Source organism: Oceaniovalibus guishaninsula JLT2003 (assembly GCF_000299575.1).
GTDB classification, from domain to species: domain Bacteria; phylum Pseudomonadota; class Alphaproteobacteria; order Rhodobacterales; family Rhodobacteraceae; genus Palleronia; species Palleronia guishaninsula.
This window is the reverse complement of the sequence record NZ_AMGO01000020.1, coordinates 48760-68487: the sequence shown is the minus strand read 5'-3', so window position 1 is coordinate 68487 and position 19728 is coordinate 48760. Positions and strand designations below refer to the sequence as shown.

At 70.5% G+C, this 19728-nt stretch carries 20 protein-coding genes and 1 tRNA gene; 7 read left to right on the top strand and 14 right to left on the bottom strand.

Features of this window, described 5'->3' with window-relative positions:
- Window positions 1–84: 84 nt before the first annotated feature.
- Window positions 85–1710, top strand: a complete 1626-nt coding sequence (locus OCGS_RS05855; protein WP_007426307.1) for an AMP-binding protein — start codon at window positions 85–87, stop codon at window positions 1708–1710.
- Between the two features lie 86 nt (window positions 1711–1796).
- On the top strand, window positions 1797–2795 hold the full coding sequence (locus tag OCGS_RS05850; RefSeq protein ID WP_007426306.1) for a hypothetical protein: 999 nt from the start codon (window positions 1797–1799) through the stop codon (window positions 2793–2795).
- A 1-nt stretch (window position 2796) separates the two neighbouring features.
- Here OCGS_RS05850 and upp read toward each other — a convergent pair whose 3' ends face one another.
- The 5 genes from upp to OCGS_RS05825 are packed head-to-tail and all read right to left on the bottom strand — an operon-like array spanning window position 2797 to window position 7247.
- The gene (gene upp, locus OCGS_RS05845; protein ID WP_007426305.1) at window positions 2797–3441 is read right to left on the bottom strand and encodes a uracil phosphoribosyltransferase; all 645 of its coding nucleotides are present in this window, start codon (window positions 3439–3441) and stop codon (window positions 2797–2799) included.
- The gene (locus OCGS_RS05840; RefSeq protein ID WP_007426304.1) at window positions 3438–4415 is read right to left on the bottom strand and encodes an adenosine deaminase; all 978 of its coding nucleotides are present in this window, start codon (window positions 4413–4415) and stop codon (window positions 3438–3440) included. Before OCGS_RS05840 ends, upp begins: the two co-directional genes overlap by 4 nt.
- Window positions 4412–5560 carry a phosphopentomutase gene (locus OCGS_RS15430; protein WP_007426303.1) on the bottom strand — a complete coding sequence of 383 codons (1149 nt, stop codon included), beginning with the start codon at window positions 5558–5560 and terminating at the stop codon, window positions 4412–4414. The genes OCGS_RS05840 and OCGS_RS15430 overlap by 4 nt, the downstream gene beginning before the upstream one ends.
- Window positions 5557–6849: a thymidine phosphorylase gene (locus tag OCGS_RS05830; RefSeq protein ID WP_007426302.1), complete on the bottom strand. Its 1293-nt coding sequence runs from the start codon at window positions 6847–6849 to the stop codon at window positions 5557–5559. The genes OCGS_RS15430 and OCGS_RS05830 overlap by 4 nt, the downstream gene beginning before the upstream one ends.
- Window positions 6850–6854: 5 nt before the next feature.
- Window positions 6855–7247, bottom strand: a complete 393-nt coding sequence (locus tag OCGS_RS05825; protein WP_007426301.1) for a cytidine deaminase — start codon at window positions 7245–7247, stop codon at window positions 6855–6857.
- An 86-nt stretch (window positions 7248–7333) separates the two neighbouring features.
- Between OCGS_RS05825 and OCGS_RS05820 the strand changes: the two genes are divergently transcribed.
- The 3 genes from OCGS_RS05820 to OCGS_RS05810 all read left to right on the top strand — a co-directional run bounded on the left by OCGS_RS05820 (window position 7334) and on the right by OCGS_RS05810 (window position 10191).
- Entirely contained in the window at window positions 7334–7558 is a 225-nt protein-coding gene (locus tag OCGS_RS05820) for a DUF3072 domain-containing protein (RefSeq protein WP_007426300.1), read from the top strand.
- 59 nt (window positions 7559–7617) lie between these two features.
- The gene (locus OCGS_RS05815; protein WP_007426299.1) at window positions 7618–7845 is read left to right on the top strand and encodes a DUF3072 domain-containing protein; all 228 of its coding nucleotides are present in this window, start codon (window positions 7618–7620) and stop codon (window positions 7843–7845) included.
- Window positions 7846–7911: 66 nt separating this feature from the next.
- Window positions 7912–10191, top strand: coding sequence for an NADP-dependent malic enzyme (locus tag OCGS_RS05810; RefSeq protein WP_007426298.1), 2280 nt, complete (start codon window positions 7912–7914; stop codon window positions 10189–10191).
- Between the two features lie 34 nt (window positions 10192–10225).
- Here OCGS_RS05810 and OCGS_RS05805 read toward each other — a convergent pair whose 3' ends face one another.
- Together OCGS_RS05805 and OCGS_RS05800 are read right to left on the bottom strand one after the other, a co-directional pair.
- On the bottom strand, window positions 10226–10918 hold the full coding sequence (locus OCGS_RS05805; protein WP_007426297.1) for a choice-of-anchor E domain-containing protein: 693 nt from the start codon (window positions 10916–10918) through the stop codon (window positions 10226–10228).
- Between the two features lie 106 nt (window positions 10919–11024).
- Window positions 11025–11879, bottom strand: coding sequence for an N-formylglutamate amidohydrolase (locus tag OCGS_RS05800; RefSeq protein WP_040610631.1), 855 nt, complete (start codon window positions 11877–11879; stop codon window positions 11025–11027).
- A 156-nt stretch (window positions 11880–12035) separates the two neighbouring features.
- On the opposite strand from OCGS_RS05800, the gene OCGS_RS05795 reads away from it, so the two are divergent.
- Window positions 12036–12110, top strand: a tRNA-Val gene (locus OCGS_RS05795).
- A 77-nt stretch (window positions 12111–12187) separates the two neighbouring features.
- Window positions 12188–12313, top strand: coding sequence for a type B 50S ribosomal protein L36 (gene ykgO, locus OCGS_RS05790; RefSeq protein WP_007426295.1), 126 nt, complete (start codon window positions 12188–12190; stop codon window positions 12311–12313).
- Window positions 12314–12376: 63 nt separating this feature from the next.
- On the opposite strand, the gene OCGS_RS05785 is transcribed toward ykgO, so the two are convergent.
- The 7 genes from OCGS_RS05785 to OCGS_RS05755 form a co-directional block, all read right to left on the bottom strand.
- Complete coding sequence (locus OCGS_RS05785) at window positions 12377–13987, bottom strand: peptidoglycan-binding domain-containing protein (protein WP_007426294.1); 1611 nt, start codon at window positions 13985–13987, stop codon at window positions 12377–12379.
- Window positions 13988–13990: 3 nt separating this feature from the next.
- Window positions 13991–15202: a phenylacetate--CoA ligase family protein gene (locus OCGS_RS05780; protein WP_007426293.1), complete on the bottom strand. Its 1212-nt coding sequence runs from the start codon at window positions 15200–15202 to the stop codon at window positions 13991–13993.
- A gap of 166 nt (window positions 15203–15368) precedes the next feature.
- A complete protein-coding gene (locus tag OCGS_RS05775; RefSeq protein WP_007426292.1) occupies window positions 15369–15635 on the bottom strand; it encodes a hypothetical protein in 267 nt (88 codons plus the stop codon).
- 84 nt (window positions 15636–15719) lie between these two features.
- Window positions 15720–17063 (bottom strand): phosphoglucosamine mutase, encoded by a 1344-nt coding sequence (gene glmM / locus OCGS_RS05770; protein WP_007426291.1) that lies wholly within the window; start codon window positions 17061–17063, stop codon window positions 15720–15722.
- Window positions 17060–18070, bottom strand: coding sequence for a dihydropteroate synthase (folP, locus tag OCGS_RS05765; RefSeq protein ID WP_007426290.1), 1011 nt, complete (start codon window positions 18068–18070; stop codon window positions 17060–17062). The genes glmM and folP overlap by 4 nt, the downstream gene beginning before the upstream one ends.
- A complete protein-coding gene (locus tag OCGS_RS05760) occupies window positions 18067–18990 on the bottom strand; it encodes a dihydroneopterin aldolase (protein ID WP_007426289.1) in 924 nt (307 codons plus the stop codon). Before OCGS_RS05760 ends, folP begins: the two co-directional genes overlap by 4 nt.
- 64 nt (window positions 18991–19054) lie before the next feature.
- Window positions 19055–19693 carry a cell wall hydrolase gene (locus OCGS_RS05755; protein ID WP_238538229.1) on the bottom strand — a complete coding sequence of 213 codons (639 nt, stop codon included), beginning with the start codon at window positions 19691–19693 and terminating at the stop codon, window positions 19055–19057.
- Window positions 19694–19728 lie beyond the last annotated feature (35 nt).

The following is a 19728-nucleotide window of genomic DNA, read 5'->3' as shown; positions in this document are numbered from 1 at the left end:
CGGGCCGGGCGTGCCGACGCGCCCGGCCCTTGCAATACCTGCCCATGCGCGAATACTCGGGCCATCCGACAGGGGGGCGCGCGCATGGGCTGGCTGGACGACGAAACCGGGCTTGACCGCGATCCTGCGAACCACGTTCCGCTGACGCCGCTGTCCCATCTCGCCCGCGCCGCCACCGTCTTTCCGCAGGCCGAGGCGCTGGTGCATGGCGACCGCCGCTGGACATTCGCCCGCTATCATGCCGATGCCTCGCGCCTTGCGGGCGCGCTGGCGGTGGCGGGCATCGGGCCGGGCGACGTGGTGGCGACGATCCTGCCCAACGTCGCGGCGCAGGCCATCGCGCATTTCGGCGTGCCGGCGGCGGGCGCGGTTCTGAACGCGATCAACGTCCGCCTCGACGTGGATACGGTGGCCTATATCCTGGATCACGGCGGCGCGCGTCTGATCCTGTGCGATACCGCCTTCGTCCCGCTGGCCGAAGCCGCCATCGCCGCGATGGACGGTCCCGCCCCCCGCATCGTCGAGGTGCCCGATCCCGGCGCGGGCCATACCGCCACCGGCCGCCACATCGACTGGGACGCGTTCCTTGCCGACGGCGCGGCGCACCATCCCTGGCACATGCCGCGGGACGAATGGGAAAGCATCGCGCTCAACTACACATCCGGCACCACCGGGCGGCCCAAGGGCGTCGTCTATTCGCATCGCGGCGCGTATCTGATGACGATGGGCACCGCCGTCGCCTGGCAGCTGCCGCCCCGCGCGCGGCTGCTGACCATCGTGCCGCTGTTTCACTGCAACGGCTGGCATCACGTCTGGACGATGCCGATGCTGGGGGGTGCCGCGATCTGCTGCCGCGACATTACCGCCCGCGCGATCCACGACGCCATCGCCGACGAGGGCGCGACCCATTTCGGCGGCGCGCCCATCGTGCTGAACCTGCTGGTCAACGCGGACGAGGCCGACCGCCGCCCGATGGACCATCCCGTTCACGTCTATACCGCCGGCGCGCCGCCCGCCGCCGCGACCTTGGCCGCGATGGAGGGGCTGGGGTTTCGCGTCACCCATGTCTACGGCCTGACCGAAACGCACGGGCACGTCACCGAATGCCCCTGGTCGCCCGAATGGCACGACCTGCCCCCGTCCCAGCGGGCGGCGCTGCAGGCCCGTCAGGGCGTCGGCATGCCGATGATGGAGGAAATCACCGTGCTGGACGATGTCGGCCGGCCCGTCGCCCTGGACGGGACCGCGCAGGGGGAAATCGCGATGCGCGGCAATTGCGTGATGAAGGGCTATTACCGCGACGATGCCGCCACCCGCGCCGCCTTCGATGGCGGCTGGTTCCGCTCGGGCGATCTGGCCGTCCGGCATCCCGACGGCCACATGCAGATCGTGGACCGCGCCAAGGACATCATCATTTCGGGCGGCGAAAACGTCAGCTCGGTCGAGGTCGAGGGCGTGCTGATGCACCATCCGGCCGTCTCGCTCTGCGCCGTGGTCGCGCGCCCCGATGCCCGCTGGGGCGAGGTGCCGTGCGCCTTCGTCGAACTCAAGCGCGGCGCGACGGTGGACGAGGCCGCCCTGATCGCCTTCGCGCGCGAAAGGCTGGCGGGCTTCAAGACCCCGGCGCGCATCGTCTTTCAGGAACTGCCCAAGACGGCCACCGGCAAGATCCAGAAATACGACCTGCGCCGCCGCGCGGCCGATCTGTAGGGCGGTCGCGCATTGAAGCGATCCGCGTCCCGGCCTAGTGTGCCGCCCGATCGGGGAATGGCGGCATCGGGACCGCCCGCAGGCACATGACCGCATTGACAAGCTATCAGCGGCTCGAAGCACCGGGCCTGTGGCGCGAGGCGCGTGGCGCGCAGCGGCGCGATGTCTATGTCTCGCTCGGGGATGCGACGCTGTCGATCCTCGACGGCTCGGAACGGCCGCTCGCCCACTGGTCGCTGCCGGCCATCGAGCGGACCAATCCCGGCACCCTGCCCGCGCTCTACACCCCCGGCCCCGATGCCGGAGAGGAGCTGGAGCTTTCGGACGAAACCATGATCGACGCGCTGGCGACGCTCACCGCCGCCATCGACCGCCGCCGTCCGCGTCGGGGCCGGCTGCGCGGCGCGGTCCTCTGGACGGCGCTGCTGGCCGCTGTCCTGTCGGCGGTCCTCTGGCTGCCGGGCGCGCTGGTGCGCCATGCGGTGTCGGTCGTGCCGCTGGCCGCGCGGGCCGAGACCGGCCAGCGGCTTCTGGCCGCGATGGCCGACTATACCGGCCCGCCTTGCCGCGCCGACGCGGCGCGACCGGCGCTCGACCGGCTGACCGAACGCCTGCTGGGGCGGGGCGGCGGGCAGATCGTCGTCGTGCGCGGCGGGATCGAGACCGCCGAACACCTGCCGGGCCGGATCTTCGTCGTTGGCCATTCGTTGCTGGAACGGTATGACGGTCCCGAACAGGTGGCGGGATACGTCACCGCCGAACGCCTGCGCGCCCGCGACACCGACCCGCTGGCGCGGATGCTGCATGCGACCGGACCGTTCGCCGCGCTGCAATTGCTGACGCGGGGCGCGGTGCCGCAATCCGCGATCGACGCCTATGCGCTGCATCTGCTGCAACCGGACCCGCTGCCGCTGGACCCGCAGACGCTGACGGCGGGCTTTGCCGAAGCGGGGATCGACCCCGCCCCCTGGCTTGCCGCGTCGCCGGGCGCGGCCACGACGACCCCCCGCGCCGATCCCGCCACCCTGCGCCCGATTCTCGACGATGGCGCCTGGGTGGCGCTTCAGGGCATCTGCGGGCGCTAGGCTATTTCGTTCCGAACATCCGGTCGCCCGCATCGCCAAGGCCCGGCACAATATAGCCGCGCTCGTCCAGCCTTTCGTCCAGCGCGGCGGTGACGATGGGCACGTCCGGGTGCGCCTCTTTCATGCGCGCGACGCCCTCCGGGGCGGCCAGAAGGCACAGGAACCGCAGGTCGTTGGCGCCGGCCGCTTTCAGCCGGTCGATGGCGGCGGCCGACGAATTGCCGGTCGCCAGCATCGGATCGACCGCGATGACCAATCGGTCGGCCAGATCCATCGGCACCTTGAAATAGTATTCGACCGGCTTCAGCGTCTCCTCGTCGCGGTAAAGGCCCATGAAGCCGACCCGCGCCGACGGGATCAGTTCCAGCATCCCGTCCAGCAGCCCGTTCCCCGCCCGCAGGATCGAGATCAGCGCCAGCTTGCGCCCCTCCAGCACCGGCGCCTCCATCGGGCACATCGGCGTCTCGATCCGGCGCGTCGTCATCGCCAGCCCGCGCGTCACCTCATAGGCCAGCAGCAGGCTGATCTCGCGCAGAAGCTGCCGGAAGACGGCGGTGGACGTGTCGCGGTCGCGCATCAACGTCAGCTTGTGCTGCACCAGCGGATGCCGCACCACCGTCAGATGTCCGTCGTCCCGTTCGGTCATGCCCCGATCCTTTCCAGCAGCGTGTCGCGTGTGGCAGCGTCGCAGAAGGCCGCCCGCGCCGAGGTGGCGGCGATGTCGCGGAACACGCCCTCGTCCCAGTCGAACGTCCGGTGCAGCGCGTCGTATTCCTGCCGCATCGTCGTATGGAAGAAGGGGGGATCGTCGGTCGAAACCGTCACTTTCACCCCCGCCTTTCGCAGCCGCTCGATGGGATGGTCGCGCATCGACGGATAGACGCCCAGCGCCACGTTGCTGCCCGGACATACTTCCAGAACGATGCCGTCCTCGGCCAGCCGGTCGACCAGCGCCGGATCCTCGATGGCGCGCACGCCGTGGCCGATGCGTTCGACGCGCAGATGGTCCAGCGCGTCGCGCACCGAATCGGGGCCGCCCCATTCGCCCGCATGGGCCGTCAGCCGCAGACCCGCCTCGCGCGCCATGTCGAAGGACCAGGCGAAATCGGCCTTGCTGCCCTGCCCTTCGTCCCCCCCGATGCCGAAGCCGGTGACGAAATCGCCCGCCGTCTCGGCCGCGCAGCGGGCGGTCTGCCGCGCGGCGTCGGGACCGAAATGACGGATGCAGGTGACGATGACGCGCAATCCGATGCCCAGCTCGCGCTCGGCCTCCTCGGCCGCCTCGCGGATGGCGGCCAGGTATTCGCGCCACGCGCCCAGATCGCGGCCGCCGCAGAAATCGGGCGACACGAACGCCTCGGTATGGATCACGCCGTTCTCGGCGCTTTGCTCCAGCACGGCGCGGGTCAGGCGGCCGAAATCGCGCGGCGTCCGCAGCACCGTGCAGGCGGCTTCGTAGACGCGCAGGAAATCCACGAAACCGCGATAGGCGTAATTGCCCTGCGCGTCGAAGATCCCCGACAGATCGACGCCCTGTTCCCGCGCCAGCCCCCGGATGAAGGCGGGGGGCGCCGCGCCTTCCAGATGCAGATGCAGTTCAACCTTCGGCAATTCGTTCACAAGAAGCTCCTTCCCGGCCCGTCGCCGGCCACGCCCAGATGCGCCGCGACGCTGGCCCCCACATCGGCAAAGGCGACATGGCCCAGCGCGCCGTCGCCCAGTCCCGCCACCAGCACTGGCACCCGTTCGCGGGTGTGATCGGTGCCGCGGAACGTGGGATCGTTGCCGTGATCCGCTGTCACCACCAGCATGTCGCCGTCGCGCATCGCGCCCAGCAGGCGCGGCAGCGCGGCATCGAACCATTGCAGATGCCGCGCATAGCCCTGCGGATCGCGGCGATGACCGTATTCGCTGTCGAACTCGACGAAATTGGCGAACGTCAGGCTGCCGCCGGGCGCGTCGTCCAGCCTTGCGGCAAGATGGTCCAGCAATTCGGCATCCGTGCCCTTGTCCACCCGGTCGATTCCCCGCATCGAGAAGATATCGCCGATCTTGCCCACCGCGTTCACCCGGCCCCCCGCGGCCTGCACCCAGTCGCACAAGGTGGGCGCGGGCGGGGCAATTGCATAGTCGCGCCGCCGGGGCGTGCGGCGGAAATCGCCCGGCTGCCCGACGAAGGGCCGCGCGATCACCCGCCCGACCTTCATCGCATGCAGATCGGGCGCCAGCCGCGCGCACAAGGTCAGCAGCCGGTCCAGCCCGAACGCATCCTCGTGCGCCGCGATCTGCACCACGCTGTCGGTCGAGGTATAGACGATGGGCCAGCCCGTTTCGATATGCCGCGCGCCTTCGGCGTCGATGATGGCGGTGCCCGAAGCGGGGCGGTTGCCCAGAATGCCGTCCGTCCCCGCCAGATCGCGAATCCGCGCGACCAGCTCGGCCGGAAAGCAACCCTCGACCTGCGGGAAATAGTGCCAGTCCCACGGCACCGGCACGCCCGCCAGTTCCCAATGCCCCGACGGCGTGTCCTTGCCCCGGCTCACCTCGGTCGCCGCCCCCCACATGCCCGGCGCTTCCGCCGCCTCGCCCTTCGCCAGCTTCTGCGCCGCCGCCAGCCCCAGCGCGTCGAGGTTGGACAGACGCACGCCCGTCGCTTTGCGGATATGGCCCACGGTATCGGCCCCCTCGTCGCCGAAGGATGCCGCGTCGGGCGCGCCGCCGATGCCGACGCTGTCCAGCACGATCAGAAAGGCCCGCCTGCTCATCCCGCCTCCTCGTGAATCAGCGGCGGCACGGCGCGCGCGTCGCCCACATGGATCGCCGCCAGCACCGCCGCCGCCGCCCGGTCCGCCGCATCGGCATCCGCCGCGTGGATGCGGGCCAGCGGCGCCCCCGCCTCCACCCTGTCGCCCAGACGCGCGATGCGGTCCAGTCCCACCGCGGGGTCGATGCGCGCGCCCGGCACCTCGCGCCCGCCGCCAAGGGCGATGACGATGCGCCCCAGCGCCGTGCCGTCGATCCGCGCCACATGCCCCGCGACCGGCGCCGGAACCTCGCGCACGACCGGCGCCGAGGATAGCGCACCGCGCCAGCGATCGGCGAAATCCACCGGCCCGCCCTGCGCTGCCACCATGCGGCCGAAGCGGTCCATCGCCCCGCCGGATGCCAGCGCCGCGCGCAACCGCGTCTCGGGCGCGTCGATCCCGGCCAGCGCCAGCACCCGCGCCCCCAGCGCGACCGACAGATCGGCCAGCCTTCCGCCGCCGCCCTCCAGCACCTCCATCGCCGCCGCGACTTCCAGCGCGTTGCCGCAGGCGGGGGCCACCGGCCGATCCATGTCCGTCAGCAGCGCCGCCGTCGGGCACCCCGCGCCGTTCGCCGTGGCCACCAGCGCCCGCGCCAGATCCCGCGCGGCGGCGATGTCGCGCATGAAGGCGCCCGATCCCACCTTCACGTCCAGCACCAGCGCGCCCAGCCCCGCCGCCAGCTTCTTCGACAGGATCGACGCAGTGATCAGGTCGATCTGGTCCACCGTCCCCGTCTGGTCGCGGATGGCATAAAGCCTGCGATCGGCCGGCGCGACGCGCACGCTGGCCGCGACGATGGCGCATCCCGCCGCATCGACGATCCGCCGCAGCCCGTCCTCGTCCTGCTCGACGCTCAGGCCCGGTATCGCGTCCAGCTTGTCCAAGGTGCCGCCCGTATGCCCCAGCCCCCGGCCCGAGATCATCGGCACCGCCGCGCCGCAGGCCGCCAGCATCGGCGCCAGCACCAGCGACACCGCGTCGCCCACGCCGCCCGTCGAATGCTTGTCCACCACCGGCCCCGGCGCATCGGGCCAGGCCAGCCTGTCGCCGCTATCGGCCATCGCGCGGGTCAGCGCCACGCGCCCCGCCTCGCCCAGCCCCGGCCCGGTGCAGACCGCCATCGCAAACGCCCCCGCCTGCGCGTCGCTGACGGTGCCGTCCGCCAGCCCGCGCGCGAACGCGGCCAGCGCATCGGGCGCCACGTCGCGCCCGTGCCGCAGATTGTCCAGCAGCGCGCGCACGCCCATGAAGCTCAGGTCCGGTCCATATGCGCCGCGCCGAAGGCCCCCGGCAGCAGGTCGGCCACGCTCGTCCGCAGGGTCGCGCCGTCGGTGGTGGCCAGCGTCACCGCCACGTCGCCATCCGCGAATTCGGCCAGCTTCTGACGGCATCCGCCGCAGGGGGGCACGGGGGCGGGGCTGTCGGCGATCACCGCGATCTCGGCAACGCGCCGGTCGCCCGCCGCGATCATCGCCGCGATGGCCCCCGCTTCGGCGCAGGTGCCTTCGGGATAGGCCACGTTCTCGACGTTGCAGCCGACATGGATGCGGCCCTCGCGCGACAGCAGCGCGGCCCCGACCTTGAACCCCGAATAGGGGGCGTGGGCATTGTCGCGCACGGCGCGGGCGGCGTTCAGCAGGTCCATGCCCCACCCTGTCCCGCCGGCCGCACGGGTGCAAGCGGAACCCGGCCGCCTTCCCCGCCATTGGGCTGCACAAGGGAGGGACGACAATGACCGACCGCAAGAAGGCCGACCCCATCGCCGCCGCCGAATTTCCCATCGGCGGCACCGTCGTGTCGGGCGAAAGCCCCACCGCCGAGGAGCCGATGACCGAAGTGCAGGCCGTCCGCCTGCGCGAGCTTTGCCAGAAGCTGGACGAACCGTTCGACGGCAACCTGACCCAGGCGCAGGCCGACGCCCGGATCGAGGCGCTGGAAAACCGCGACAAAGGGTGACGGGAACCGCCGGGGCCGCGAAACATTAGGGGAACGAAACTGCCCCGAAAGGATTTCCGATGGACAAGCCGACCGACACCCCCAAGACCGACGCGCCCGGCAATGCCGACAAGCCCGTGGACGATTGGGTCACGGGCGACGAACCGATGACCGGCGCGCAGGCCTCGTATCTCAAGACGCTGAGCGAGGAGGCGGGAGAGGAGTTCGATCCCGACATGACCAAGGCCGACGCGTCGCGCCGCATCGATGCGTTGCAAGCAAAGACCGGGCGCGGCGCGAACGACTGACGCGACCGCCCTTCCCCACGGCCCGCCGATCCGCTATCGCAGGGCCGTTAAAGGGAGGGTCGCGCTTTGACCGACGACAAGCACGCCGCCGCGCGTCAGGCGGCGCTGGACTATCACCGCTTGCCGAAGCCCGGCAAGCTGGAGATCCGGGCGACCAAGCCCATGGCCAACGGCCGCGACCTCAGCCGCGCCTATTCCCCCGGCGTGGCCGAGGCGTGTCTGGAAATCCGCGACGATCCCGCCACTGCCCGCGACTATACCGCGCGCGCCAACCTGGTGGCCGTGGTCAGCAACGGCACCGCCGTTCTGGGCCTCGGCAATATAGGCGCGCTGGCGTCCAAGCCGGTGATGGAGGGCAAGGCCGTCCTGTTCAAGAAATTCGCCAATATCGACTGTTTCGATATCGAACTGAACTGCGCCGACCCCGAGAAGCTGGCCGACATCGTCTGCGCGCTGGAACCCACCTTCGGTGCCATCAATCTGGAAGATATCAAGGCGCCCGACTGCTTCATCGTCGAACGCCTCTGCCGTGAGCGGATGAACATCCCGGTCTTCCACGACGACCAGCACGGCACCGCCATCGTCGTCGGCGCCGCCGCCACCAACGCCCTGCGCGTCGCCGGCAAGGACTGGGCCGACATCAAGGTCGTCTCGACCGGCGGGGGCGCCGCGGGCATCGCCTGCCTGGACATGCTGCTGAAACTGGGCGTGCGGCGCGAAAACGTCTGGCTCTGCGACCTGCACGGCCTGGTCCACGAGGGGCGCGAGGCCGACATGACCCCGCAGAAGGCCGCCTATGCCCAGCCGGGCGGCCCGCGCGCGTTGGGCGACGTCATCGACGGCGCGGACCTCTTTCTGGGGCTGTCCGGCCCTGGCGTGCTCAAGGCGGAAATGGTCGCCCGCATGGCGCCGGGTCCGATCATCTTCGCGCTGGCCAACCCTAATCCGGAAATCGACCCCGACATCGCGCGCAGCGTCGCCCCCGGCGCGCTGATCGCCTCGGGCCGCTCGGATTTTCCCAATCAGGTCAACAACGTCCTCTGCTTTCCGTTCATCTTCCGTGGCGCGCTGGATGTGGGCGCGACCGAGATCAACGACGAGATGAAGCTGGCCTGCATCGAAGGCATCGCCGCCCTCGCCCGCGCCACCACCAGCGCCGAGGCGGCGGCCGCCTATCAGGGCGAACAACTGACCTTCGGACCCGATTACCTGATCCCAAAACCGTTCGATCCGCGCCTGATGGGCGTCGTCGCCACCGCCGTCGCGCGGGCCGCGATGGAAACCGGCGTCGCCACCCGCCCGCTCGACGATCTGGCGGCCTACAAGCTGCGGCTCGACGGGTCTGTCTTCCGCTCGGCCATGCTGATGCGCCCGATCTTCGAAGCGGCGGCCAAGGTCAACCGCCGCATCGTCTTCGCCGAGGGCGAGGACGAGCGTGTGCTGCGCGCCGCCAACGCGATGCTGGAGGAAACGACCGACATCCCCATCCTCATCGGCCGCCCCGACGTGATCGAGGCGCGGGCCGAACGCTCGGGGCTGGCGATCCGCCCCGACCGCGACTTCCAGATCGTCAACCCCGAGGACGATCCGCGCTACCGCGAATATTGGACCACCTATCACGCCATCATGCAGCGGCGCGGCGTCACCCCCGACATCGCCAAGGCGATCATGCGCACCAACACAACCGCCATCGGCGCGGTGATGGTGCATCTGGGCCAGGCCGACAGCATGATCTGCGGCACTCTGGGCCAGTATCTGTGGCACCTGAACTACATCACGCAGGTGCTGGGCGACGCCACCCACCGCGCCACCGGGGCGCTGTCGCTGATGATCCTCGAGGACGGTCCGCTGTTCATTGCCGACACCTATGTCAATCCGGTCCCGACGCCGCGCCAGATCGCCGACACCGCGATCGGGGCGGCGCGCCATGTCCGCCGCTTCGGGCTGGAGCCGCGCGTCGCGCTCTGCTCGCATTCGCAATTCGGCAATTACGATTGCGATACCGGCCTGCGGATGCGCGCCGCGCTGGATATCCTCGATTCCGAGGAACGGTCCTTCGTCTACGAAGGCGAGATGCATGCCGACGCCGCGATGGATCCGGCCGTGCGCGACCGCCTGTTCCCCAACAGCCGGATGCAGGGTCCGGCCAACGTGCTGGTCTTCGCCAATACCGATGCCGCGTCGGGCGTCAGCAACATCCTCAAGGTCAAGGCAAACGGGCTGGAGGTCGGGCCGATCCTGATGGGCATGGGCAACCGCGCCCATATCGTCACCAATGCGATTACCGCGCGCGGCTTGCTGAACATGAGCGCCATCGCCGGCACGCCCGTCGCCGCCTACGGCTGACGATGCGCGGGGCCACGACGGCCCCGCACGGCCGCTATCCGCGGCGGCGGCGCAGGAACGCCAGCGCCCCGAAACCGCCCAGAAGCAGCGGCAGACCGGCTGGCAAGGGCACGACTGGCGGGGTGCCGCCATTGCCGTCACCGTTGCCGTTGCCATTACCGCCGTCACCGTCGGCGTCATAGGTATAGGTCAGCACGACGGACGAATCGGCGGTATAGGTCAGGTCGAACGCACCCGGTCCGCCGCCGCCCCCGAAGACGTATTTCACGAACACGTCCGTCTGCCCGCTGCCGAGGAAGTTCGACAGGTCGCTGGCCGACGCGGTGCCCGAAATGCCGGCCGCGATGTCCACGCTATCGGATCCGCCGCCCGGACGACCGTTGCCGTCGCCGTCGCCGTCACCGTCGCCGAACCCGCCGGCATCCCATCCAAGATTCACGTTGGTATTCGCGTTCCAGCTTCCGCCGTCGCCGGCATAGTCGAACGTGCCCGTCAGGTCGGTGGACAGGCTGTAATCCAGCGTCACGCCGGTCAGCTTGCCAAGGCTGGGATCGAACTTGTCGAACGACAGACGCGTGTCGTCCTCGATGTCGAAGTTGCCGTCGCTGATTGTACCGGACGCGCCGAACGGCGCCCCGTTCAACACCAGCGTCGCCGCACCCGCCTGACCCGCCAGCAGGGCCAGCGCCGCACATGCGGCCGGGATGGCCAGTTGTGTCTTGTTCATGTCGAAATCCTCGAATTGTCTCGAACTGTGGTCGAGTGATCGACAATCCCGCCCGCTTGCGGTTGTTCCAACGGTTCAGGGCGTTTCCCATCCGGCGCCGCCCGGCTTACTCGGCCGCCAGCCGCATCCCCGGCGCGCCGATCGCGGCGATGTCGGCGACGATGCCCGCCATCGCCGCCGCGAACGCGTCGAAACCCGGCAAAGGGGCGATCCGCGTCTCGTCCATGTAAAGCGCGCGGTCGATCTCGACCTGCACGACATGGCTGCCCTGCTCGGGACGACCGTAATGCTGCGCGGTATAGGCCCCCGCGAAGGGCGCGTTGCGGCCCACGCGCAGACCCGCCCCAACGAACGCCGCCTCGACCGCGTCCATCACCTCGGCCGACGCGGCCTTGCCGAACCGGTCGCCCAGCACCACATCGGGGCGCGCGCCGCGCGGTCCCAGCCCCTCCAGCGCCTCGTGCGGCATGGAATGGCAGTCGATCAGGATCGCCCGGCCGAACCCGGCCAGCGTCTCGTCCACCAGTTGCCGCAGGGTCGCGTGATAGGGACGCCAGACATCGCGGACGCGGCCGCGCGCCTCGTCCAGCGTGATCTTGCCGCGATAGATGGACCGCCCGCCCGCCACCACGCGCGGCACGACGCCCAGCCCGCTAGCGATGCGCGGATTGTGCGGCCCGCGCCGCACCCCGGCGATCAGCGCGGGGTCGAATTCGTCCGGCGCGCGGTTCAGGTCGATCCAGGCGCGCGGCACCTGCGCCAGCAGCAGCGGCGCGCCCGCATCCGGCGCGGTCCCGAACAACCGGTCGATGAACGCATCCTCTGACGACCGCAGCCGGTCGGGCGTCAGAACGGTGCGGCGCAGGAATTCGCGCGTATAGACGCGCCCCGAATGCGGCGAGGCGAAGATCGCCGGCGTCGTCCGCCGGCGCGGCAGGATCAGATCGAAGGAATCGCTCATTCCGCCCCTTGCGTCCGCCCCTGCACCCGCCGCCACCTTAGGCGCTAAAATGGGGCGTCGAAAGGCCTTGAACACCCTGCGCAAACCTTTTATGGACCGCCCACCGGCGCGGGCTTCGGCCCCGATTGGCCCCTTGGGCCGTCCCGGCGACGGCAAGGGTGATTAGCTCAGCGGTAGAGCACTTCGTTGACATCGAAGGGGTCACTGGTTCGATCCCAGTATCGCCCACCACGCCGACGATCCGCCGCCGGGCAACCGGCAGACAGCAACAGGCGCGCGACCCGCGCCGCGACAGATGGAGGGTGCCGATGAAAGTCCGCAACTCGCTTCGCTCGCTCAAGACCCGCCACCGCGATTGCCAGGTGGTGCGTCGCAAGGGCCGCGTCTATGTGATCAACAAGACGCAGCGCCGGTTCAAGGCCCGCCAGGGCTGAACCGCCCCGCCGCGAGACGTCGAAAGGACCGCCTGCGCGGTCCTTTTTGCGTTTCGGGCCGCCCTATCGCAGCAGATCGCGCAGGCTGTCGGCCAGCAGCCGCACCACCACGCCCTGATCCAGGAACCCCGTCACCGGCTGGCCCGCCGCCTCCTGATAGCGGCGGATCGCGCGGCGGGTGTCGCGGTCGAACTCGCCGTCCACCTTGCCCGGCTCATAGCCCAGCGCCTTCAGCCGTTCCTCGGCGGCGCGCTTCATCACCGGGTTGAGGTTCAGCGCCACCTCGGCCTGCCGGGCCGCGTCGCGCGCCGCGTCGCGGTCCAGCGCCGCGCGCGCCTCGTCTGCATGCGGCCCTTGCGGAAACGCGTCGAGATAGGCGCGATAGGCCGCCGCATCGCCCTTGTCCTGCGCGCGCGCCCAGGCGTCGGCCTCCCTGCGCCCGGTTTCCGCCCCGGTCAGCGCGGTCAGCCGCTTCTGCGCCGTCGCGGCATGTTCCCCCTCGGGATAACGTTGCAAATAGGCGCGCAGGCCCTCGACCGTATTGCCGGCCCCCGTCTCCTGCCACCAGGCATCGTCCTTGCGGCGCATCTCCTCGCGCGCGGCGCGCTCCTCGGCGTCCAGCTCGGCCGCGCGGCGGGTCGCCTGCGCATCCAGCCGGTCGATCTGCGCGGCGTCCAGATAGCCCGTCACGGCCCGGTCCTGATCGGCCTGCCAGTCGCGCAGCGCGCTGCGCGTGCCCTGTCCGAAGATGCCGTCGATCCCGCGCGTGTCATAGCCCAGCAGCGACAGGTTGCGCTGGATCGCGCGCCGGCGGTCCGCCGACAGCGCCAGCGCCTCCTCGGCCAGACGCTCGGCGCGGTTGGGCTCGTCGCTGATCGCGTCCAGCCGCCTGCGCGCCTCGGCGGCCTCGGGGCCGGACGGATACCTGTCCAGATAGGCGCGGTACCCGTCCGCATCGTCGCGCTGCCCGGCCAGCGCCCAGGCCAGCCGCTCGGCATCGTCCCGCGACGGTGACGCCGCCCCCGCGTCCCCGGTCAGCAGGCTGGCGCCCCGCGGCAGGAACCCCTGCCCGGTCAGCGCCCTGTCATCGGCGACGGCATCGGCGAACGACGCGTCCGGCACTGCCAGCGTGTCGCGCAGCAGCCGCGCGGCGGCCTTGGGCGGCCCGACGATGACGCCGACGCCCTGCGGAATCTCCAGATCGCCCAGCCCCGGCATCAACAGGCCCTCTGCCCCGTCCACGCCGCCCGGCGACAGCACCAGCAGCGCGCGGCCCGTATGCCGCGCCAGCAGCGCCAGCGGGATCGACAGCGGCAGGCCGTCCTCCAACATGTCGGCCAGCGTCTCGGGTTCGGCATCGACGGGCAGGAACCACGTCTCGGTTCCCGCATGGACAAAACGCCCGGCCAGCGCGATCACCAGCGCGTCGGCATCGCCCGCCATCGCCTCGGCCCGGCGCAGCGCCTGCACCACGTCGCGCCGGTCGCCGTCCGTCAGGCGCACCACGTCCACGCCCGCCGCGTCCAGTGCGTCGCCGGCATCGGCCACGCGCCCCGCATCCTCGACCAGCATGCCGTCGTCGTATTGCGCGTTGCCCAGCAGCAGCGCCACCTCGTCGGCCTGCGCCGCGCCGGTTGCCAGCCCGGCGGCCAGCATCATCCCGATGATCCGCATTCCCTATCCCTCGTATGTCCGTTGATCGTCGATCACCTTGCCGTCGCGCGACAGACTGCCGGGCGCCAAGACGCTGACGGTTCCGCGCAGCTTTAGCACCTCGCGCACCGATGCCTCGTAACCGGCCAGGTCGCCCGGCGCGTCCGTTTCCAGCGCCACGGCCATCGCGTCGGCCTCGTCCCGGCGCGTCACCGTCACACGGGCGCGCGCGACCTCGGGATGGCGCGCGACCAGCGCCGCCACCTGTTCCGGCCGCACGAACATGCCCTTGACCTTCGCCGTCTGGTCCGCGCGCCCCATCCAGCCCTTGATCCGCATGTTGGTCCGTCCGCAGGGGGACACGCCCGGCAGCACCGCCGACAGATCGCCCGTGGCGAAGCGGATCAGCGGATAATCGGGGTTCAGCGTGGTGACGACGACCTCGCCGACATCGCCGTCATCCACCGGGTCGCCGGTGCCGGGGGTGACGATCTCGACGATGACGCCCTCGTCCACGATCATCCCCTCCATCGCGTCCGATTCATAGGCGATCAGCCCCAGATCGGCGGTGGCATAGCATTGCCGGCAATCGATGCCGCGATCGGCATAGAACTGGCGCAGCGACGGAAAGAGCGCGCCGCCGCTTACCGCGGCCTTCCCGATGCCCAGACCCAGCCCCATCGCATCGGCCTTCTCCAGGATCGCCTTCAGGAAATCGGGGGTGCCTGCATAGGCCGTGACGCCCAGATCGGCGGCCGCCTGCGCCTGCAATTCGGTCTGGCCCGTGCCGGCGGGCAGAACCCGCGCCCCGACCGCCCGCGCGCCGCTTTCGAACATCATCCCGGCCGGCGTCAGATGATAGCCGAAGCAGTTCTGCACCAGATCGTCCGCCCCGATCCCGCAGGCGCGCAGGAACCGGCCCAGCCGGAACCAGTCGCCGTCGATGCGCCCCGGCTCGTAGATGGGGCCAGGCGACTGGAATACATGGGTGAAATCCGTCGCAGGCCCGGCCAGCCCGCCGAAAGGCGGCGCCGCCTTCTGCGCCGCGACCAGATCGGCCTTGCGCAGCACCGGCTGTCGCGCCAGCGCCGCGCGGTCCGTCACGCCGCCCGCATCCGCATCGCACAAGGCCGCGTAACCCGGCAAAGCCTGCGCCCGCGCGATCTGTCGCGGCAGCGCATCGGCGATGGCGGCGGCGCGCGCTTCGGGACTGCGGGTCTCGTCGGTATCGGTCATCGGGCGGCACCTTCGTTGCAAGGGACAATCGGTCGTCGCGCCGATGATACAGGATACCGCCCGGTCCGCCACCTTCCGCACCGCGCAGGCCGGCCCGTGTCCCCGTCACGGCCAACCGAACCGCATCCGCGATCCGGCAAGCCCGCGCATACCCTGGAAGCCCCGCTCAGCGGACCGTTTTATCGGTCAAGGCGGCGTCGGGATCGGCCGCGCAGGCCGCAACGATCAGCGTCACCTGCTCCTCTCCGGCGATCAGGCTCTCGGGCGGCACCTCGCCGCCCCCGTCCTCGGCCAGCTCGGACAGGGTACGCTTCTGCGCCTCGATATCCAGCGCGATGAACTCGGCGCAGGTCATCCCGGTCTGCGCCGATGCGGGGCCGGTCAGCGCCAGCAAGGCCAGCGGAACGGCAGCGGCAATAAAAGGTCGAAACATGGGCGCCTCCTTTCCCACCGAACGCCCAGCCTCGCCGCACGGGTCCGCGACCTGGTCGGCCAGCCTCCGGATATTGACGCGCACCTAGGCCGCGCGTTCCACCGCGCCGGCGATGTTCTCGACGACTTGGCCCAGCAGCGTTTCATCCTCGCATTCGGCCATGACGCGGATCAGGGGTTCGGTGCCGGACTTGCGGATCAGCAGGCGGCCCTGCCCGGCGAGCATCCCCTCGGCATCGGCGATGGCGGCCACCACGGCGGCGTCGGTCAGCGGATCGCCGCCGCCGAACCGCACATTGCGCAGCTTTTGAGGAACGGTCTGGAACTGCGCGGCAAGAGACGAGGCGCATTGACCGGTGCGCCCCATCTCGGACAGGAATTGCAGACCAGCGACCAGCCCGTCGCCGGTGGTGGCGTGGTCGGTCATGACGATGTGGCCCGATTGCTCGCCGCCCAGATTGAAGCCGCCCGCGCGCATCGCGGCCACGACATAGCGGTCGCCCACGGCGGTGCGGTGCAGGACCAGACCCCGCCCCTGCAAATGCCGTTCGAGGCCCAGATTGCTCATCACCGTGGCGACCAGCGTACCGCCCGACAGGCGCCCCTGCTCGGCCCAGCGGGTCGCGAAAAGCGCCATGATCTGGTCGCCATCCGCGACGCGTCCCGCCTCGTCGATGATCATCACCCGGTCGGCGTCGCCATCGAGGCAGATGCCCATATCGGCGCCGTGTTCGATCACCGCGCGCGACGCGGCGGCGGGCTCGGTCGATCCGCAATCCTCGTTGATGTTCAGACCGTTGGGGGTGACGCCGATCGGGATGACCTCGGCCCCCAATTCCCACAGGATCTCGGGGGCGGCGCGATAGGCGGCGCCGTTGGCGCAATCCACGACCACCTTCAACCCGTCGAGCCGCTGACCCGGCGGTAGCGTCGCCTTCACGCGTTCGGCATAGCGGAACCGGCCGTCGTCGATACGCTTGGCGCGGCCGATATTCTCGGGGCGGGCCGGTTCGACGCCGGCCAGCGCCAGCGCCTCGATCTCGGCCTCGGCCTCGTCGCTCAGCTTGTAGCCGTCGGGACCGAAAAACTTGATGCCATTGTCGTAATGGGGATTGTGCGAGGCCGAGATCATCACGCCCAGATCGGCGCGCATCGACGGCGTCAGCAGCCCCACGGCGGGCGTCGGCACCGGCCCCAGCAGCAGCACGTTCATGCCGGTCGAGGTGAAGCCGGCCGTCATCGCGGTCTCGAACATGTAGCCCGACAGCCGCGTATCCTTGCCGATCACCACGCGGTGGACGCCGACATCGCCGCCGCGCCGGAAATAGCGGCCGGCGGCGGCCGCCAGCCGCATCGCCATGTCGGCGGTCATCGGGTAAGTGTTGGCCGTGCCGCGCACGCCGTCGGTCCCGAAAAGCTGTCGGGTCATTCGCGTTCTCCTGTCGTCGCGGCCCGCCACACCGTCAGGGCGGCGCGCGTTTCGGCCATATCATGCACGCGGACGATCTGCACACCCTGCGCCACCGCCGCAAGGGCCACCGCCAGCGATCCCGGCATGCGCCGGTTAGGGCGGTCGGTGTCCGTCAGGGTGCCGATGAACCGCTTGCGCGACGCGCCCAGCAGCACGGCACAGCCCAGATCGTGAAAGACCGACAGCTTGGCCAGCAGCGCAAGGTTATGGTCCAGCGTCTTGCCGAACCCGATGCCCGGATCGACCGCGATGCGGTCGCGCGGAATACCGGCGGCGACGGCGGCGTCGATCCGTGCCTCGAGCCAGTCCAGCACGTCCAGCACCACGTCGTCGTAATGCGGATCGCGCTGCATCGTTTCGGGCGTGCCCTGCGCGTGCATCAGACAAACGGGCAGCGCGGTTTCCGCGACGAAGGCGGCCATGCCTGGATCGAACGTCAGCGCCGCGACATCGTTGACGAAGGACGCACCGGCCGCGACGGCGGCGCGCGCGACGCCTGCCTTGCGCGTGTCCATGCTGATCGGGCCGGACCAGACGGCGCGCGCCGCTTGAACGGCGGGGACGATGCGCGCCGCTTCGTCCCCATCGGGCAGGGTCTGCGCGCCGGGCCGTGTGCTTTCGCCGCCGATGTCCAGAATGTCGGCGCCCGCCGCGATCAGCGCCTCGGCCTGCGCGCGCGCGCTGTCGGGCGCGGCATGCAGGCCGCCATCCGAAAAACTGTCGGGCGTGACGTTGAGGATTGCCATGATGCGGGGCCGGTCCAGCGCCAGTCCCGCCAGCGGCGCGCGCGGGGCGGTCAGCCGGTCGCGCGCGGCGGCGGGCAGATCGGCGGCGGGCACGATGCGCGGGGGCGCGCCGCGTTCCAGCACCTCGGCATGGGTGAACCATGTCCAGCCGCCCGCAAGCGTCAGCGCCCCGGCGGGACGGGCGCGACCGCCCTGCGCAAGGGGGCGGAAGCGGGTCATGGGCTGTCGGGCAGGCGATCGGCCGCCGGATCCGCGCGGACCAGCGGCAGGGCGGTATCGGGGGCGTCCGGGCCGATCGCCAGCAGCGCCCGCGCCTGCATCCGGTCGGCGAACCACGCCGCCAGCGCGGGCGCGTCCCCGGCCCGGACCGACGGCGCGCCGGGGCTGTCCAGCACGATCTTGGACGGCGCCCAGACGGTCATCTGCCCGTGCCGCATCGCCCAGTCGAGTTCGGTCCGGGTGTTGACGACAAGGCAGCGCCGGTCGCGGCCCGCAAGGATCCAGGCGTTCTGTTCGATCGCCAGAAGGTCGATGCGACGCTGCGCGGCGGGCGAGGCGGATCGCGGCACGGCCCCCTGCGCGGCCCCCACCGTCAGCACGACCGGAAGTCGCGCCGCCAGTTGATCCAGCCAGCCCGTCAGGTGCGGCGATGCGATGGCATCGTTCGACAGCAGCACGATGAGCGGGCGGGGCGTTTCGGCCGCGTCCGCCGCAACGGGACGGTCGGCGGCCGAGCGGACGATCTCGACCCCCAGCGCGCCCGGCCCGCGATCAAGCTTCTCGATCCGCACGAAACAGCGCAGCGCCTGCGGCGCGGCCAGGATCCGCGCGGCGATCCGGTCGGCCAGCGTTTCCAGAAGGTTGATGCGTTCGGCCTTGAGTTCCGCCGCGATGGCGTCGGTAATCGTGTCGTAGGACAGGATGCGGTCCACGTCGTCGGCGCGGGTGTCGGGCTTGTCCACCTCGACCACCACGTTGAAGCAGATGCGCTGGGTGCGGCCGCGTTCGGGCTGGAACGCGCCGATCTCGACCTCGACGATGTGGTCGCGCAGGGAGATGCGGTCGTGGATGGGCGCGCCACCACCGGCCCGCGACCGCGCTTCGGGATGCTGGAACGCAAGGGCCGTGTCGTCCGCCATCGGAACCTTCCTCGCCGCCGGGCCTGGCCGCGCAATAGGGCAACGCCCGGCGCGACGAAACCCCCTAGCCGCTGGTATAGAACAGATGCGCGCCGATGGTCGCGGAATGATCGAACCGATGGCTCCAGTAAGGGCTGACGGATTTGGTGTGATAGAACAAGGCGCCGCCGGTCAGATCGCGCGGCGCGTCGTCCAGCATCAGGCGCGCCACCTTGCCGACGCGAACGAACGCCTCGGGCTCGTGGATGGCATCGCTGGCGCCGTCGCAAGCATAGCTGAACTGACACTGATAGCGCCGTCCGGTGCCTTGGCTGACCACGGCGCAGACGGTGGCGGGATAAAGGCCGCTGTCGCGCCGGTTCAGGATCACCTCGGCCACCGCGAACAGCCCCTCGGCGCTTTCGCCGCGCGCCTCGAAATAAAGCGCTTCGGACAGGCATTGCCATTCCGCATCGCCACTGGCCGCTGGCAACGTGTCCAGATAGGTGTCGGTTCTGGCGAAATCCGCGCCGGGCGGCAGGCGGGGTTCGCGCAAAAGCCGTGAAAGGCCCGCGCCGCGACTGGGTTCGATCAACGGCGCATCGTCGCCCAGCACCGCCAGGGGCGACGTGTCGGCAGCGACCGGGCTGCCCGTATCGGCGAAGGCGGGGGCGCAGAGAAGCAACAGAAAGGCGGCACGGCGGGCCGAGGCGACAAGCGTCATCATCCGTTCCGATCGGGGTAAGTTGGGGTTGCGCC

Coding starts and splice junctions, on each gene's coding strand:
- OCGS_RS05825 (WP_007426301.1), bottom strand. CDS start 7,247: ATGGACCTGCTGAACGCCGCCCGCGCCGTGCGCGACAATGCCCACGCC.
- upp (WP_007426305.1), bottom strand. CDS start 3,441: ATGACCGAACGGGACGACGGACATCTGACGGTGGTGCGGCATCCGCTG.
- OCGS_RS05800 (WP_040610631.1), bottom strand. CDS start 11,879: ATGAGCGATTCCTTCGATCTGATCCTGCCGCGCCGGCGGACGACGCCG.
- OCGS_RS05755 (WP_238538229.1), bottom strand. CDS start 19,693: ATGACGCTTGTCGCCTCGGCCCGCCGTGCCGCCTTTCTGTTGCTTCTC.
- OCGS_RS05780 (WP_007426293.1), bottom strand. CDS start 15,202: ATGACCGATACCGACGAGACCCGCAGTCCCGAAGCGCGCGCCGCCGCC.
- OCGS_RS05775 (WP_007426292.1), bottom strand. CDS start 15,635: ATGTTTCGACCTTTTATTGCCGCTGCCGTTCCGCTGGCCTTGCTGGCG.
- OCGS_RS05760 (WP_007426289.1), bottom strand. CDS start 18,990: ATGGCGGACGACACGGCCCTTGCGTTCCAGCATCCCGAAGCGCGGTCG.
- ykgO (WP_007426295.1), top strand. CDS start 12,188: ATGAAAGTCCGCAACTCGCTTCGCTCGCTCAAGACCCGCCACCGCGAT.
- OCGS_RS05850 (WP_007426306.1), top strand. CDS start 1,797: ATGACCGCATTGACAAGCTATCAGCGGCTCGAAGCACCGGGCCTGTGG.
- OCGS_RS05815 (WP_007426299.1), top strand. CDS start 7,618: ATGGACAAGCCGACCGACACCCCCAAGACCGACGCGCCCGGCAATGCC.
- OCGS_RS05805 (WP_007426297.1), bottom strand. CDS start 10,918: ATGAACAAGACACAACTGGCCATCCCGGCCGCATGTGCGGCGCTGGCC.
- OCGS_RS05820 (WP_007426300.1), top strand. CDS start 7,334: ATGACCGACCGCAAGAAGGCCGACCCCATCGCCGCCGCCGAATTTCCC.
- folP (WP_007426290.1), bottom strand. CDS start 18,070: ATGACCCGCTTCCGCCCCCTTGCGCAGGGCGGTCGCGCCCGTCCCGCC.
- OCGS_RS05855 (WP_007426307.1), top strand. CDS start 85: ATGGGCTGGCTGGACGACGAAACCGGGCTTGACCGCGATCCTGCGAAC.
- OCGS_RS05830 (WP_007426302.1), bottom strand. CDS start 6,849: ATGGGCGTGCGCGCGCTGCTGGACAATCTGCGGCACGGGCGCGACGTG.
- OCGS_RS15430 (WP_007426303.1), bottom strand. CDS start 5,560: ATGAGCAGGCGGGCCTTTCTGATCGTGCTGGACAGCGTCGGCATCGGC.
- OCGS_RS05785 (WP_007426294.1), bottom strand. CDS start 13,987: ATGCGGATCATCGGGATGATGCTGGCCGCCGGGCTGGCAACCGGCGCG.
- glmM (WP_007426291.1), bottom strand. CDS start 17,063: ATGACCCGACAGCTTTTCGGGACCGACGGCGTGCGCGGCACGGCCAAC.